The 14,633-nt window shown below is 37.9% G+C and carries 14 protein-coding genes; 11 read left to right on the forward strand and 3 right to left on the reverse strand.

From position 1 onward, the window contains the following. Positions 1-35: 35 nt before the first annotated feature. Both DDF69_RS14895 and DDF69_RS14900 read left to right on the forward strand, forming a co-directional pair. Positions 36-1,025, forward strand: a complete 990-nt coding sequence (locus DDF69_RS14895) for an NAD(P)H-dependent flavin oxidoreductase (RefSeq protein WP_410494292.1) — start codon at positions 36-38, stop codon at positions 1,023-1,025. Positions 1,026-1,040: 15 nt separating this feature from the next. Next, positions 1,041-1,811, forward strand: coding sequence for an alpha/beta fold hydrolase (locus tag DDF69_RS14900; RefSeq protein WP_114821462.1), 771 nt, complete (start codon positions 1,041-1,043; stop codon positions 1,809-1,811). Positions 1,812-1,891: 80 nt separating this feature from the next. Here the strand turns inward: DDF69_RS14900 and DDF69_RS14905 are convergent, their stop codons facing one another. After that, on the reverse strand, positions 1,892-2,509 hold the full coding sequence (locus DDF69_RS14905; RefSeq protein WP_114821463.1) for a hypothetical protein: 618 nt from the start codon (positions 2,507-2,509) through the stop codon (positions 1,892-1,894). A 28-nt stretch (positions 2,510-2,537) separates the two neighbouring features. Beyond that, positions 2,538-2,837, reverse strand: a complete 300-nt coding sequence (locus DDF69_RS14910; RefSeq protein ID WP_047420452.1) for a rhodanese-like domain-containing protein — start codon at positions 2,835-2,837, stop codon at positions 2,538-2,540. A 164-nt stretch (positions 2,838-3,001) separates the two neighbouring features. Here DDF69_RS14910 and queG point away from each other — a divergent pair, with 164 nt between their 5' ends. The 8 genes from queG (at position 3,002) to DDF69_RS14950 (ending at position 12,508) form a co-directional block, all read left to right on the forward strand. Beyond that, the gene (gene queG / locus DDF69_RS14915; RefSeq protein ID WP_114821464.1) at positions 3,002-3,940 is read left to right on the forward strand and encodes a tRNA epoxyqueuosine(34) reductase QueG; all 939 of its coding nucleotides are present in this window, start codon (positions 3,002-3,004) and stop codon (positions 3,938-3,940) included. A 360-nt stretch (positions 3,941-4,300) separates the two neighbouring features. Continuing rightward, a complete protein-coding gene (locus DDF69_RS14920; RefSeq protein WP_114821465.1) occupies positions 4,301-4,984 on the forward strand; it encodes a TIGR02117 family protein in 684 nt (227 codons plus the stop codon). A gap of 3 nt (positions 4,985-4,987) precedes the next feature. Then, on the forward strand, positions 4,988-5,635 hold the full coding sequence (locus tag DDF69_RS14925) for a murein L,D-transpeptidase catalytic domain-containing protein (protein WP_114821466.1): 648 nt from the start codon (positions 4,988-4,990) through the stop codon (positions 5,633-5,635). 52 nt (positions 5,636-5,687) lie between these two features. Beyond that, positions 5,688-6,140 (forward strand): SRPBCC family protein, encoded by a 453-nt coding sequence (locus tag DDF69_RS14930; RefSeq protein WP_114821467.1) that lies wholly within the window; start codon positions 5,688-5,690, stop codon positions 6,138-6,140. A 384-nt stretch (positions 6,141-6,524) separates the two neighbouring features. After that, a complete protein-coding gene (locus tag DDF69_RS14935) occupies positions 6,525-6,776 on the forward strand; it encodes a hypothetical protein (RefSeq protein WP_162800940.1) in 252 nt (83 codons plus the stop codon). Positions 6,777-6,836: 60 nt separating this feature from the next. Continuing rightward, complete coding sequence (locus DDF69_RS14940; RefSeq protein ID WP_114821469.1) at positions 6,837-7,925, forward strand: efflux RND transporter periplasmic adaptor subunit; 1,089 nt, start codon at positions 6,837-6,839, stop codon at positions 7,923-7,925. A 28-nt stretch (positions 7,926-7,953) separates the two neighbouring features. Continuing rightward, the gene (locus DDF69_RS14945; RefSeq protein ID WP_114821470.1) at positions 7,954-11,076 is read left to right on the forward strand and encodes an efflux RND transporter permease subunit; all 3,123 of its coding nucleotides are present in this window, start codon (positions 7,954-7,956) and stop codon (positions 11,074-11,076) included. Further along, positions 11,057-12,508 carry a TolC family protein gene (locus DDF69_RS14950; RefSeq protein ID WP_114821471.1) on the forward strand — a complete coding sequence of 484 codons (1,452 nt, stop codon included), beginning with the start codon at positions 11,057-11,059 and terminating at the stop codon, positions 12,506-12,508. The genes DDF69_RS14945 and DDF69_RS14950 overlap by 20 nt, the downstream gene beginning before the upstream one ends. A 251-nt stretch (positions 12,509-12,759) precedes the next feature. Here DDF69_RS14950 and DDF69_RS14955 read toward each other — a convergent pair whose 3' ends face one another. Continuing rightward, complete coding sequence (locus tag DDF69_RS14955; protein WP_047432903.1) at positions 12,760-13,182, reverse strand: cold shock domain-containing protein; 423 nt, start codon at positions 13,180-13,182, stop codon at positions 12,760-12,762. 686 nt (positions 13,183-13,868) lie between these two features. Here DDF69_RS14955 and DDF69_RS14960 point away from each other — a divergent pair. Then, positions 13,869-14,624, forward strand: coding sequence for an SDR family oxidoreductase (locus tag DDF69_RS14960; RefSeq protein ID WP_114821472.1), 756 nt, complete (start codon positions 13,869-13,871; stop codon positions 14,622-14,624). Positions 14,625-14,633 lie beyond the last annotated feature (9 nt).

Below are 14,633 nucleotides of genomic sequence, written 5' to 3' on the forward strand. Positions count from 1 at the left end.
TTCCCGGAAAACCGTTGTTTTTATTATTTTTACACATGAGCAATTTTATAGATTTTAACGCTGCAAAAAAACTTCATGACATGGAGGCTACACACAATAGAATTTCACACCTTTTTACTATTAAATATCCAATTATCCAGGCAGGAATGATCTGGCATTCAGGATGGAGGCTTGCTTCTGCAGTTTCTAACTGCGGAGGATTAGGAATCATAGGAGCAGGAAGTATGTATCCTGATATCCTGAGAGAAAATATTCAGAAATGTAAACTGGCAACAGATAAACCATTCGGGGTTAATGTGCCGATGTTATATCCTAATATTGATGAAATCATTCAGATCATTCTTGAAGAAGGAGTGAAAATTGTATTCACGTCAGCCGGTAACCCGAAAACCTATACGGAGACCCTTCAGAAAGAAGGAATAAAAGTAGCTCACGTCGTTTCTTCCACCAAATTCGCTGTAAAATGTGAAGATGCCGGAGTAGATGCCATTGTTGCAGAAGGTTTCGAAGCAGGAGGCCATAACGGAAGAGATGAAACCACCACATTCTGTCTTATTCCGAATGTAAAGAAACATATTTCTAAGCCGTTAATCGCAGCCGGAGGAATCGCATTAGGCTCACAGATTAAAGCAGCCATGATTCTCGGTGCAGACGGTGTACAGATCGGTTCCCGCTTTGCGGCTACAACCGAGGCAAGTGCCCATGAAAACTGGAAAAAGAAAATCACGGAACTGCAGGAAGGAGATACCCATCTTACTTTGAAGGAGCTGGCTCCTGTAAGAATGGTTAAAAATAAATTCTTTAATGAACTGGAAGATATCTACGTGAATGGAAGAGATAAAGACGCCTTAATTGCTTCTTTAGGAAGAGCAAGAGCAAAACGTGGAATGTTTGAAGGAGATATGGAAGATGGAGAACTTGAAATAGGCCAGGTTTCAGCTTTGATTGATGAAATTCTTCCGGTAGAAACTGTTTTCAGCCACCTTTTAAGAGAATTTGAAGAAACAAAATTGCCAACTTTTTAAATATAATTTTATTCAATGGCGGGAAGAATAATAGATGTAAAGGGACAAAAATTATATATCGAACACAATAATCAATTTCAAGACAAACCTACGATTGTTTTTCTGCATGATTCATTAGGATCTGTGCAGCTTTGGAGAGATTTTCCAGCCAAACTATCCGAAGCCACACATTGCAATACTTTGGCTTATGACCGTTTAGGTTACGGTAAATCATTTCCAATGTCTACTCATGTAAGACCGGTAAATTATATGGAGCTGGAAGCAGATCTGTTGAATCATCTATTGACTGAAATGAATCTTGATAGGGTTATTCTGTTCGGGCACAGTGACGGGGGAACAATAGCCTTGATTACCGCTGCAAAATATCCTGAAAAAGTAGAAGCTGTCATTTGTGAAGCCGGTCATATCTTTGTGGAAGAGGTAACTTTAAAGGGAGTCTATGACGCCTGGGAAGCTTACAAAACGACTAATCTTCCGGAACGTTTACAGAAATATCATGGGGATAAAGTAGAAATGCTTTTTAAGGCCTGGACCGAAACCTGGACGCGTGAAGATTACAGAACCTGGAATATTGAATATCTCTTAAAAAATATTACTGCTCCATTATTATTTGTTCAGGGAGAAGCTGATGAATACGGTACATTGGATCAGGTAGAAAAAACAGTGACTCAGGTCAGTGGAAGTTCGGAAAAATATATCATTCCCGGAATAGGACACACACCACATAAAGAATCTCCTGAGCTTGTATTAGAGAAAGCTGCGGAATTTATTGGTAAATATTTTTAATCTGAACTTATAAAATATAGTAATAAGACACCTTGTAATCAGGGTGTCTTTATTGATATAAATGATAAATGAAATTGTATTTAAAGTAACTGCAGTTCAGCAGCAATGTTTTCCTTTGCCTGAACTTCATACCTTTTCTTAAAATACTCTGTTTTAAAGATACTCTCTAGTTCGAGAAAATGCTTAAGCACTTTTTTTCGTCCCGGTTTATAAAGGAAATCAGGATAAATAGAATACTCTTTTCTGATATTCTGAGTGTATTCTGAATAAGTTTTAAAATCTTTGCCCAGTACAGAAAGGTCAGCATCCAGAAGATAATTGGTATCCTCATCATCAGAGCTTTGGTGAGATTTTGTAGCCAGAATCTGTGCAGAAATTATCGAAATTATATCTTGATGCATATGAAGTTCAGCAAGCCTTTTTTCTGCCTTGGCAGCACTTTTCTCCTCATTGGCTTTGGAGGTGGCATCATAGATAATATCATGGTAAAACACAGAGAAAGAAAGAGCAGTAAAATCTGAGATAGTATTTCTCACTGCTTCAAGCTCTTTAAACATATTTTCAAGATGAAGAAGATTGTGATAATGCCTGCCTTTTTCAGAATATCTGGTTTCAATCTCTTTCCAAAGACTGTTAATCAATTTCTGATCTTCCGTAAACAAAGAGCAAAGCTGTTCAAATTGATTTTTCAGATTCATAGAAATAAAGATATAAAAAAAAGGAACTTTAAAAAGTTCCCTGATTTGCTTCCAGTACAGCTTTCAGCTCAGCCCAGCCTCCGCCGTTATAACCGTCCTTTAATCCCTGAGCGTTAAGATAATCCAATGCTTTTCCGCTTCTGTTTCCACTTCTGCAGAATAAGATGACAGGTTTTTCAACAGATAGAATCTCATCCTGTCTGTCTTCTACTTCACCTAGAGGAATATTCTTAGCACCATCTATATTACCGTCCATTTCAAGCTCCATTGGCTCACGAACGTCGATTAATTCATAATTTCCGGATTGTATTACTTCTATTAAAGACATAGTTGTTGGTTTAAATATTAAATTAGAAACGAAATTACGCAATTTTTTTTTGAAAAAAATCCTAATAAAAATATAATTTTTCAGAAAAGAAGTCAGCTGTGCTATGAACTTTCCCCAAAATCAAAAGATTGATAAAATAATCTTAATTTTGCAGGGTGAAATTAATGAATGCCGGTGCCGAAAAATATTCCCAACTGATCAAGTCCAAAGCCAAAAGTTTTGGATTCCAGAATTGTGGCATTTCCAAAGCTGATTTTCTCGAAGAAGATGCTCCTCATCTTGAAAAATGGCTGAAGAATAATTATAATGGCGAAATGAAGTATATGGAAAATCATTTCGACAAAAGACTTGATCCCAGACTTTTGGTAGAAGGCTCAAAATCTGTGATTTCACTTTCTTATAATTATTTTCCTGAAGAAAAAATCTCCGTTCTTGAGAATTTTAAAATCTCAAAATATGCCTATGCAGAAGATTATCATGAAGTCATCAAGGAGATTCTTCGTGAAATGGTAGCTGAGCTGCAGGAAGAAATTGGAGAATTTGGTTTTCGGGTCTTTGTAGATTCTGCACCGGTGATGGAAAGAGCCTGGGCGAAAAAATCAGGAATAGGCTGGGTAGGAAAAAATGCCAACCTTATTACCAAGCAAAGTGGCTCTTTTTATTTTCTGGCCGAAATTATCTGTGATCTGGAGCTGATTCCTGATCATGCCACCACAGATCATTGCGGAAGCTGCAGGAAATGTATTGATGCTTGTCCCACAGATGCTATTGTTTCTGAGAAAATTATAGATGGAAGCCGCTGCATTTCGTATGCAACCATAGAACTCAAAAACGAAATTCCGGATTATTTTAAAGATAAAATGGAAGACTGGATGTTCGGATGTGATATCTGCCAGGATGTTTGTCCCTGGAACAGATTCTCCGCGCCTAATAAACAGAGCCGTTTCCAACCCAATGAAGCATTGAAAAACTTCAAAAAAGGAGAATGGAAGGAACTTACCCAGGAAATTTTTTCAGAAATCTTCAGAAAATCTCCTGTGAAAAGAACCAAATTTACAGGACTTAAAAGAAATATTGAGTTTTTACAGAAATCTTCTGACTGATTTTTCTCTGAACTTTTGGTGACAATCCCTCTTTTGGAATTTTTTGAAGTTCCAAACCAGAGCTGATAGTCGACCATTCCTTAAATTTTTCGCTTTAAGGAGGTGAAGATTTACATCAATAAGTTTCTTAAAAAGCCTTTCCTATAAAGAAAAATTGATTTTCAGGAGATCAAAATCTCACCGAAAATCAACGTCTTTTTTGTATTCTTTTAGGAGCTGTTTTTACTCTTACTTTAAACCTTTTTTGGGATTTAGTATTTTTACGCATATTTGTGAATATTTCGTAACTAAATATAGCTAATTTTTCGATTAAAACAAATACTTTTACTAAAAATTAAAGATTAAATTTTATTAAAAAACATGACTGTGAAAACGATATTAATGTATATCCTGAAAGTGCTAGGAATTATTTTAGGAATTGTGATTATTTATGTCATCCTTGGGCTGCTCATTCCCTATATTCCTGTTTCTGCAAAAGATGACGGACAAAAGAAAGAAATTCCCATCTATATTTATACCAACGGAGTGCATACCGATATTGTAATGCCTGTGAAAAACGACCTGCAGGACTGGAGCCGGAAAATTCCTTTTGCCAATACAAAATCAAAAAGAACAGACTATCAGTATATAGGAATAGGATGGGGAGATAAAGGCTTTTATCTTGATACACCTACATGGGCAGACCTGAAATTTTCAACAGCTGTAAAAGCAGCATTCTGGCTAAGTGATTCTGCCATGCACTGTACTTATTATAATACGATGAAAGAAGGAGATGACTGTAAAATGATCATGATCAGCAGAAGTCAGTATGAAAATCTGGTGAAATATGTGGAAGATAAATTTGACAGAGATCCAAACGGAAACTTCATGCTGATCCCTACCAATGCGGTGTACGGCGATAACGATGCCTTTTACGATGCAAAAGGAACTTACAGTTTTCTTTATACTTGCAACACCTGGTCAAATAACGCTTTGAAAGCAGCAGGACAGAAAGCCGCACTTTGGACACCTTCTGATTTCGGAATCTTTCAGCATTATAAATAAAATATGAAGAGAATTTTTTGGTTTTTCACCATCTTTTGGATCTGTTCATGTTCTCAGGAAAGGAAAAATGATATAATAAGAACGGTAGAAACATCAGTAGTTGAAGAAAAGAAACCTGAAGCTGATTTTTCTAAATTAAAAATAAAAGCAGAAGAAGCATTGAAATTCTGTGCTTCAAAGAATCTGAGCAAAGAGTTCTGTATTCTCATTGATATGAGCCTTCACTCCGGCGTTAACCGTTTATTTGTCTGGGATTTTAAAAATAATAAGATTTCGAAAAAATATCTGGTAGGGCATGGATGCGGTTCCAATTCATGGAGTAAAGATGATTCTAAAGCCAATCCCGGATTCAGTAATGAAGACGGAAGCCATCTATCCTCTTTAGGGAAATATAAACTGGAAGGAAGAGGGTACAGCGATTGGGGAATCAATGTCAAATACCTGATGCACGGCCTTGAAGAAACCAACAGTAATGCTTTAAAAAGATTTATTGTCTTTCATTCCTGGAATCTGATGAGTGATACTGAAACTTTCCCAAACGGATCTCCTGAAGGCTGGGGTTGCCCGACCGTTTCCAACAACGCGATGAAGGAAATAGATCCGATGATTCAAAAATCAGAAAAACCGGTCCTGATGTGGATCTATAATTAAACCTTTGTTATACCTTTGTTTTCATAACAATCCTGTTAATTGATTCTGTCTTATGAAACATACTCTTTTCAGAGAACAACAACTCAATTGTGATATAGAAACGGCCTGGAAATTCTTTTCCTCGGCCAATAATCTTTCCGAAATTACCCCTAAAGATATGGGCTTTGTTGTATTGACAGAAATGGAAAACGATGAAATCTATGAAGGAATGCTCATCGATTATTATGTTTCGCCATTATTCGGTATCAAAATGAAGTGGCAGACGGAAATCACCCACGTAGATTTTCAGAAAAGTTTCATTGACTTTCAGAAAAAAGGGCCGTACAAACTATGGAACCACCACCATGAATTTATTCCCAACGAAGATGGTGTTCTGATGCGAGACACCATAGATTATGAACTTCCCATGGGTTTTTTAGGGGAAATTGCCCATGGTCTTTTCGTGAAAAAGAAACTGGAACATATCTTTGATTACCGTTTCAGAGTACTCCGTAAATTATTTTAACTATTCAATTTTAGTAATTCAATAGGAACGGGCTTTAGCCCGTTTAAAAAACGATAACCCATATTCCATTGGCTTTAGCCAAAACTTTTAAAGATTCTAGTTGGATTCCTTGGAATGAAAGACTTCATGAATATACTTCGCATTCTATTTTTCATTCCGTAGAAATCCCAATACGAATGAGTAGAATTATTCCTCCATTGTTTAAGTTTTTTTAACAGTTCAATGGCCGGATTTCCCGGTAAAAATCCCTAATTTTGCCGAACTATCGTTTTTTACTTAAAAACTAATGTGTTCTGGTTTGGCATGGCAGGTCTGAGGTCATTTTTCATATTCTATATCCTACTGGTTTTTTCCCTTTTCAATTCGAATTGGGCAGAAAAATCGTTGCAGAATATTCCGCATGTCCCGCCTGTAACCAATATTCATGTTCTGGATGTTTACGAAGAGGCAGATATGAATACGCATGCATTGCCAGCGGCTGCCAAAATTGTAAAACATTCAGTTAAAAAAAATGATCCTGCCATTGCAGATTTTTCAGGAATTTTAAAAGTTATTCCAAAAGTTACGCTTCCTGAGATTGCAATTTCTATTATTTGTGGAGTTAAATCCTTTCTCCATCTCCTCCAGTTGTACTAGATTTAAGTTTTTGAAAACCAAATCATTTTAACGGAAATCTTATAACTTAAACATTTAAAAATGTATTTTAAAACTGTAATAATTTGCATTCTTGCAACATTATTCGCTGTGTCATGCAGTAAAGACAAGGAGAAAAACAATAAAAGAGATAAAGAAGTTCCTGTGCTGGAAATCAAGGAAAAGGATACATTGGTGAGCAACCAGTTTGTGACCGATATCCAGGCAAAAAAGAATGTGGAAATGCGTTCCAGAATCGGAGGAATTATCCAGCATATCTATGTCAACGAGGGACAGTTTGTACATCAGGGACAGGCTTTATTCAAAATCAATGATGCGGAACTTCAGATGGAACTTCTGAAAGCCAATGCAGCTTTAAAACAGACTGAAGCAGACGTTCGCATTGCAGAAGTAGAACTAAAGCAGATTCAGAGTCTTCATGCTAAAAAATTTGTGGCCAACAATGAATTGGAAATGGTGAAAGCAAAACTATCATCTGCCAAAGCAAAACACGCCTTTGCCGATGCAGAAAAGAGAACAGTTCTTCAGAAAATAAGCTTTACAAGAATTACAGCACCTTTTGATGGAGTGATTGATGTGATTCCTCATAAAGACGGAAGTTTGGTGGAAAACGGAACTTTATTAACTACCCTTTCCCAATTGAACGAAGTCTATGCCTATTTCTCCATTCCTGAAAATTTATATTTTGAGCTTTTAGCTAATGATAAAATTGGAAGTCATCAGAAGATTGAGCTAACCCTTCCGAATGGAGTTAATTACCAGTTCAACGGAGCTTTGAAAACAGCCGAAGGCGAAATCGACAGAACCACTGGTTCTATCAGATATAAAGTACTTTTCCCGAATCCGGACCGTTTGATCAAGCACGGTACTTCCGGGAAGCTTATCATTTCTGAACAACAGAATAATGCGATCCTTATTCCACAAAAATCTACTTTCTCCATCCAGGATAAGACCTATGTTTTTGTAGTAGATAAACAGAATAAAGTGAAAATGACCAATATTAAGATCGGAACTACTTTAAGAGATTCTTATATGGTAGAAAGTGGTCTTAAAAAAGGAGATTTAATCATTTATGAAGGGACTCAGTCTTTGAAAGATGGTGATATTATCAAAATCAAAAAGAAATATTAACCTTTCATAATCTTTAAATCAACTAACTATGGTAGAAATGTTTATAAGACGAAAGGTTCTTTCGTTGGTTATTTCCATATTATTTGTATTGCTGGGAATTATGGCCCTGCTGAAAATGCCGATCACCCAGTTTCCCGATATTGTACCGCCTTCAGTAACTGTTACTGCAAAATATACAGGAGCGAACGCTGAAGTGTCTGCCAATGCCGTAGCTCTTCCTCTGGAACGTGCGATCAATGGGGTGCCGGGGATGACGTATATGTCTACGGTAACCTCCAATGACGGTCTTACCCTTATTCAGGTTTTCTTTGAAGTAGGAACAGATCCTGATGTGGCGGCAGTAAACGTTCAGAACAGGGTAACGACTATTTTGGATGAACTTCCCGAAGAGGTAATCAGAGCCGGAGTAACTACTGAAAAAGAGGTGAACAGTATGCTGATGTACCTTAACATCACCAGTGCAGATCCTAGCCAGGATGAGCAGTTCATTTATAACTTTACAGATATCAACGTCCTTCAGGAGTTGAAACGAATTGATGGAGTAGGGCGTGCTGAAATTATGGGGCAGAAAGAATATTCGATGAGAGTATGGCTGGATCCTCAGAAAATGGCCGCTTATAATATTTCAGCAGATGAAGTGATCACTTCCCTGCAAAAACAGAATATTTCCGCAGCACCAGGAAAAGTAGGGGAAACCTCTGGTAAAACCTCCAGCCAGCTTCAGTATGTAATCAAATACAAAGGAAAGTTTTTTGAGCCAAAACAATATGAAGAAGTTCCCATCAGATCTGATGTGGATGGAACCATTCTGAAGCTTAAAGATATTGCGAAAGTAGAATTCGGAGCAATGAACTACGGAATGGTATCCAAAACAGACGGAAGACCTTCAGCATCGATCATGATGAAACAACGTCCCGGTTCCAACGCTTCCGAGGTTATTGAAAGTGTAAAGGCAAAAATGGAAGAATTAAAAGTCACATCTTTCCCTCCCGGAATGGAGTATAACATGGCTTATGATGTTTCCCGATTCCTGGATGCCTCTATCAGCGCGGTATTGACAACCCTTATCGAAGCCTTTATTCTGGTAGGAATTGTAGTATTTATCTTCCTTCAGGACTGGCGATCTACATTGATTCCTGTACTGGCTGTACCGGTAGCGTTGGTTGGAACTTTTGCATTCATGAATATGCTGGATTTCTCTGTTAACCTTTTAACATTGTTTGCGTTGGTTCTTGCCATCGGAATTGTTGTTGATAATGCCATTGTCGTCGTTGAAGCCGTCCATGTGAAAATGGAAGAAGGAATGAATGCGATGGATGCCACCATTAGTGCCACCAAAGAAATTGCGGGAGCTGTAGTAGCGATTACCATTGTGATGTCTGCGGTATTTATTCCCGTAGCATTCCTGGATGGTCCGGTAGGTGTATTTTACCGTCAGTTTTCATTAACGCTGGCCATCAGTATCGTGATTTCCGGGGTAAATGCATTGACGCTTACTCCGGCACTTTGTGCGATTATTTTAAAACCTCATGATCATCATAAGAAGAAAACCATCATCGACAGGGCTTTCCAGAGTTTCAATACAGGATTTGAAAGACTGACGAATGGTTATGTAGGCATTTTATCAAAATTTGCCACAAGAACTACAGTGACTTTTGGGCTGTTATTCTTATTTGTAGGGCTTACTTTTGTGACCAGCAAATTCCTTCCAACCGGATTTATTCCAATGGAAGACCAGGGAATGGTATATGTAAGTGTAACCACTCCGCAGGGAGCAACAGTAGAAAGAACAGAAAAGGTGCTGGATGAAGTGACGGTGATTGCCAAGAAGATTAAAGGAGTGGAAAACGTAACCACACTTGCAGGATACAGCATCGTAACAGAAATTGCAGGTTCTTCTTACGGAATGGCGATGATTAACCTTAAAGACTGGAAAGAAAGAAATATTTCAGTGAATGATCTGATCGCGGAACTTTCAGACAAAACAAAAAGCATTGCAGATGCTCAGATTGAAATTTTTGCTCCACCAACCGTTCCTGGTTTCGGTAATACCAGCGGTTTTGAATTACGTTTACTGGACAGAACCGGAGGAACGATTGAAAATACAGATAAGATCACGAAGGATTTTGTTAAGAAATTAAACGAAGCTCCCGAGTTGCAGAATAACTTTACCAGTTTTGATGCTACTTTCCCGCAATACATGATCAATGTAGATTATGATATGGCAGCGAAGAAAGGAGTTTCGGTAGACAATGCGATGTCTACGCTACAGACCATGCTGGGATCTTATTATGCCACGAATTTTATCCGTTTCAGTCAGATGTATAAAGTAATGGTCCAGGCAAGTCCGGAGCACAGAGATACCCCGGAAAGCATTCTGAATTTATATTTAAAAAATGATAAAGGTGAAATGGTTCCTTTCTCAACTTTCATCACCATTGAGAAGGTATACGGACCTGAAGTACTGACAAGGTACAATATGTATATGTCTGCGATGATCAACGGAGAACCAGCAGACGGTTACAGTTCCGGTGATGCCATTGCAGCCGTAGAACGTGTAGCCAAAGAAACACTGCCAAGAGGATTCGATATTGAATGGTCGGGGATGACAAGGGAAGAGATCTTATCAGGAAACCAAACCGTTTATATCTTCGCGATCTGTCTTTTATTCGTGTATCTTTTATTAGCAGCACAATATGAAAGTTTCCTTCTTCCAATGCCGGTATTATTAAGCCTTCCGACAGGAATTTTCGGATCTTATATCGCATTGGTGGCTGCGGGGCTGGATAACAATATTTATGCGCAGGTAGCATTGGTCATGCTGATTGGGCTTCTGGCCAAAAATGCTATCCTGATCGTAGAATTTGCAGTAGCAAGAAACAAACAGGGATTTGATATTGTTCCGGCAGCTATTGAAGGCGCAAGACAGCGTCTGAGACCTATTCTTATGACTTCTTTTGCGTTCGTAGCGGGACTTATCCCATTATGTATCGCATCAGGAGCAGGAGCAATTGGTAACCGTTCCATTGGTACTGCTGCGGCAGGAGGAATGTTAATTGGAACCATCTTCGGACTGGTGGTGATTCCGGGACTGTATATATTCTTTGCAAAACTTGAAAATAAGAAGAAAGATGAAAAGATTAAATCATAGAAATATATTGTATGGAATTGCATCACTGAGCCTGGTTTCGTGTGCTGTTCCCAAAGTAACGGAGCTGAAAAAAGCCCAGGAATTACCAGAGGAAATCATCAAAGCTGACAAAAATAAATCTCCGGATGAATTCCAGCAGATCAATCTGAAGGCTTACTTTACAGATCCGCAGCTTCTTGAGCTTTTTGAAAAAGTAGTTCAGGCTAATCCGGATTTTCAGATTGCCCAGCAAAGAGTGGAGATTGCCAACAGCTTCCTTCAAAGATCAAAGATGGACCTATTACCATCTCTTGAAGTGGGAGTACAGGCTTCCGGTGACCACTACGGAAAATATACAATGGAAGGTGTTGGAAACTATGATACCAATCTTTCCCCTAATATTACCGAAAATCAGAAAATTAACCGGGATTTTACTCCTAATTACTGGCTGGGAGCAAGAAGCAGCTGGGAAATTGATGCCTGGGGAAAACTGAAAAATAAGAAGATTGCAGCTCAGAAGAAATATCTGGCTTCCACTGAAGGATTAAGATTATTGCAGGTAGAACTTTTCACCGATATTGCCAATCTGTATTACCAGTTGGTAGCGTTGGATAATCGTCTTGCTATTTATCAGAAGAACTATAAACTTCAGCAAAGAGCTTTTGAAATTGTTCTGGCTCAACGTGAAGTGGGAAAAGCCACGGAATTGGCAGTTCAGCAGTTCAAAGCTCAGAATAACAACTGGCTGGCAGAGATTGAACACATCAGGGTAGAAATTGTTACGGTAGAACAGGCAATCACTACTTTGACAGGAAGCTACGGCGGAGAAGTAAAGCGCGGAAAAATACTGATGCCTACCAATATGGAAGTGTTGAATAAAACCATCAACGTAGAAAATGTGATTCATTCCAGACCGGATGTAGCTGCAAACTATTATGTCTTGGAAGCTTCTCAGGCTGATGCGAAAGCTGCAAGAGCTGCTTTTTATCCTAAAATTGATCTGGGTGCAGGTTTCGGACTGAATTCGTTTTCTGTAGAAACGTTCTTCAAACCAAGTTCCCTTGCCGGGCAGTTGTTAGGAGGATTAATGGTTCCTGTTTTCAATAAAGGACAGTTGAAATATGAATTTAAAGTAGCGAGCAAAGAGCAGGAAATTGCTTTTTTAAACTATCAGAAAAGTATTACCACTGCTTTTAATGAACTTCAGTCGATTCTGAAACAAACCAAGATCTATGAACGTGTTCTGAAACTGAAATCAGAAGAAGTAGGTTTCCTTGACCGTGGTGTTGAGGTTTCCAACGATCTGTATCTTACAGGATATGCCAATTACTTTGAACTGATCAATTCTCAGAAAAGCAAATTAACTGCTGAGCTGGATTTACTGCAGTTTCAGCACCAGAATACCAGAAATAACGTCCTGCTTTTTAAAGCACTGGGAGGGAAACTGGATTAATTTTTACTTTTTTTTACGATGAAGGAAGCTGTCTTTTCAGGCAGCTTCTTTTATGTTTTAATCCGATTCTACGGATTCCCGTAATGCTAATTGAAATAATTCCAGGATCTTGCGTACAATCTAACTTTTACAAGTTGAGTTAACTTTTTTTATATGTCCCTAAAAAAAGAGACTGTCCTCATGGGCAGTCTCTTTGTGTATGATTTAAAAACACATCTGCTTGTACAGCAAATACATTTTATAAGTACATATTATTTAACAAGCTGAATTTCAACAGCAGAAAATCCTTTGGGAGATTTCTCTTTCTCGAAAGATACCTTATTTCCTTTTTTCACCGGTTCTGCACAGTTGTTATTGTGGAAGAAAATGTTTTCTTTGGAATTATCTTCCGTAATGAAACCATATCCTTTTTCGCTCAGGAAAGTAACAATTCCTGTTTTTCTTGGATCTTCTTCAATGATAGGTGCAGCACCCAATTGAATGTCATCAAGGTTTACTTCCTGTCTTTGTTCAGGTGGAGTAGAAGTTAATCTTCCGAATTCGTCTACATACATGAAGACATCCTCCGCTCCTTTGTTGTTGTTCGTTTTACGTTCTTCGCGTCTTAGCGCCTTTTCTTTTTGCTTTTGAATTTTTTTCTTGAAATTTTCCTTTTTAGAAAAAGAATCTGCCATAAATTATTTTTAGTATTTAGTTTCTATAAATTAAATTGGTTCAATCTGGTCTGTTTCAGACCTATAAAGCCCGCCGATGTTTCCTGTTTTGGATATTTCCAATCATACAGAGCTTTAAAATTCCGACAAGTATTGTTCTTAATAGAAGAATAAAAGTTAAAAATATGGCTGCTCAAAAGGCAAAGACTGAATAAAAAATATTCGGGTCGTTACAGAAAACAAAGTAGTGACTTAGTTTATAATATGCAAATATACAACAATAAAATGAATAATCAGGTTTTAAATGATTGATTATCAGAAATGGTTTTAATTGATAATTTATATTTTGCAGGAAACATATCATAGAAGTTGTAATAATTGTATAAAAAAATCCTCAGAAGCCTGAGGATTATAAAAAAATATATTAAAAATGAAGTGGTGGTGCGTGATACGGGAGGAAGGTATCAAATGTTATGCCTAAAATTGACGCAGGTTTGTGAATTATCCAAAAGTGTTTAACTGAAATGGCGTGTACCGAAGCGTATCTGGCTGGTAAATAACATTCTATTAACAACTATTGTTTACATAAAATAATAAACATTTTTCTTTTGGTTTAAAAATAATAAATAGAAATTCCCGAAAATTTCACCACGTTGAGGCAGTTTTTATTATTGACCTTTGTCTCATTAACATTTAAATATAAAAATATGTCAACACAAAATGTACAAGGGAAAGTTGTTTTAATTGCCGGAGGAGGTAAAAATTTAGGAGGATTATTAAGCAGAGATTTTGCTTCCAGGGGGGCAAAGCTGGCCATCCATTATAACAGCGAAAGCTCAAGAGCCGAAAGTGAAAAAACACTGGCTGAAGTACAGGCATTAGGAGCTGAAGCATTCTTATTTCAGGGAGATCTTACCAAAGTAGACAATATCACGAAGTTTTTTGATGAAACCATTTCCCGCTTCGGAGGAATCGATATCGCAATCAATACCGTAGGCATGGTTCTTAAAAAGCCATTTTCAGAAACTACAGAAGCTGAATATGATACCATGTTCAATGTCAATTCAAAATCTGCTTATTTCTTTCTGCAGGAAGCTGGTAAAAAACTGAACGATCATGGGAAAATCTGTACCATTGTCACTTCACTGCTGGCGGCTTACACAGGACTATATTCTACGTATGCAGGAGCAAAAGCACCGGTAGAACATTTTACAAGAGCGGCATCCAAAGAATTCGGGACAAGAGGTGTTTCCGTAACAGCGGTAGCACCAGGTCCTATGGATACTCCTTTCTTCTACGGACAGGAAACCGATGATGCCGTGGCGTATCATAAATCGGCATCCGCATTGGGAGGGCTCACAGATATTAAAGATATTGCTCCGCTGGTAGAATTCCTGGTAACAGAAGGCTGGTGGATTACCGGACAGACCATTTTTGCCAACGGTGGCTATACAACGAGATAGTATATTGTA

Origin of the sequence: Chryseobacterium sp. KLBC 52 (assembly GCF_003347605.1) — a bacterium.
Lineage (GTDB): Bacteria > Bacteroidota > Bacteroidia > Flavobacteriales > Weeksellaceae > Chryseobacterium.

Excerpts from the sequence above, each read along its gene's own strand:
- DDF69_RS14895 (WP_410494292.1), top strand. The coding sequence starts at position 36 with ATGAGCAATTTTATAGATTTTAACGCTGCAAAAAAACTTCATGACATG.
- DDF69_RS14900 (WP_114821462.1), top strand. The coding sequence starts at position 1,041 with ATGGCGGGAAGAATAATAGATGTAAAGGGACAAAAATTATATATCGAA.
- DDF69_RS14905 (WP_114821463.1), bottom strand. The coding sequence starts at position 2,509 with ATGAATCTGAAAAATCAATTTGAACAGCTTTGCTCTTTGTTTACGGAA.
- DDF69_RS14910 (WP_047420452.1), bottom strand. The coding sequence starts at position 2,837 with ATGTCTTTAATAGAAGTAATACAATCCGGAAATTATGAATTAATCGAC.
- queG (WP_114821464.1), top strand. The coding sequence starts at position 3,002 with ATGAATGCCGGTGCCGAAAAATATTCCCAACTGATCAAGTCCAAAGCC.
- DDF69_RS14920 (WP_114821465.1), top strand. The coding sequence starts at position 4,301 with ATGACTGTGAAAACGATATTAATGTATATCCTGAAAGTGCTAGGAATT.
- DDF69_RS14925 (WP_114821466.1), top strand. The coding sequence starts at position 4,988 with ATGAAGAGAATTTTTTGGTTTTTCACCATCTTTTGGATCTGTTCATGT.
- DDF69_RS14930 (WP_114821467.1), top strand. The coding sequence starts at position 5,688 with ATGAAACATACTCTTTTCAGAGAACAACAACTCAATTGTGATATAGAA.
- DDF69_RS14940 (WP_114821469.1), top strand. The coding sequence starts at position 6,837 with ATGTATTTTAAAACTGTAATAATTTGCATTCTTGCAACATTATTCGCT.
- DDF69_RS14945 (WP_114821470.1), top strand. The coding sequence starts at position 7,954 with ATGGTAGAAATGTTTATAAGACGAAAGGTTCTTTCGTTGGTTATTTCC.
- DDF69_RS14950 (WP_114821471.1), top strand. The coding sequence starts at position 11,057 with ATGAAAAGATTAAATCATAGAAATATATTGTATGGAATTGCATCACTG.
- DDF69_RS14955 (WP_047432903.1), bottom strand. The coding sequence starts at position 13,182 with ATGGCAGATTCTTTTTCTAAAAAGGAAAATTTCAAGAAAAAAATTCAA.
- DDF69_RS14960 (WP_114821472.1), top strand. The coding sequence starts at position 13,869 with ATGTCAACACAAAATGTACAAGGGAAAGTTGTTTTAATTGCCGGAGGA.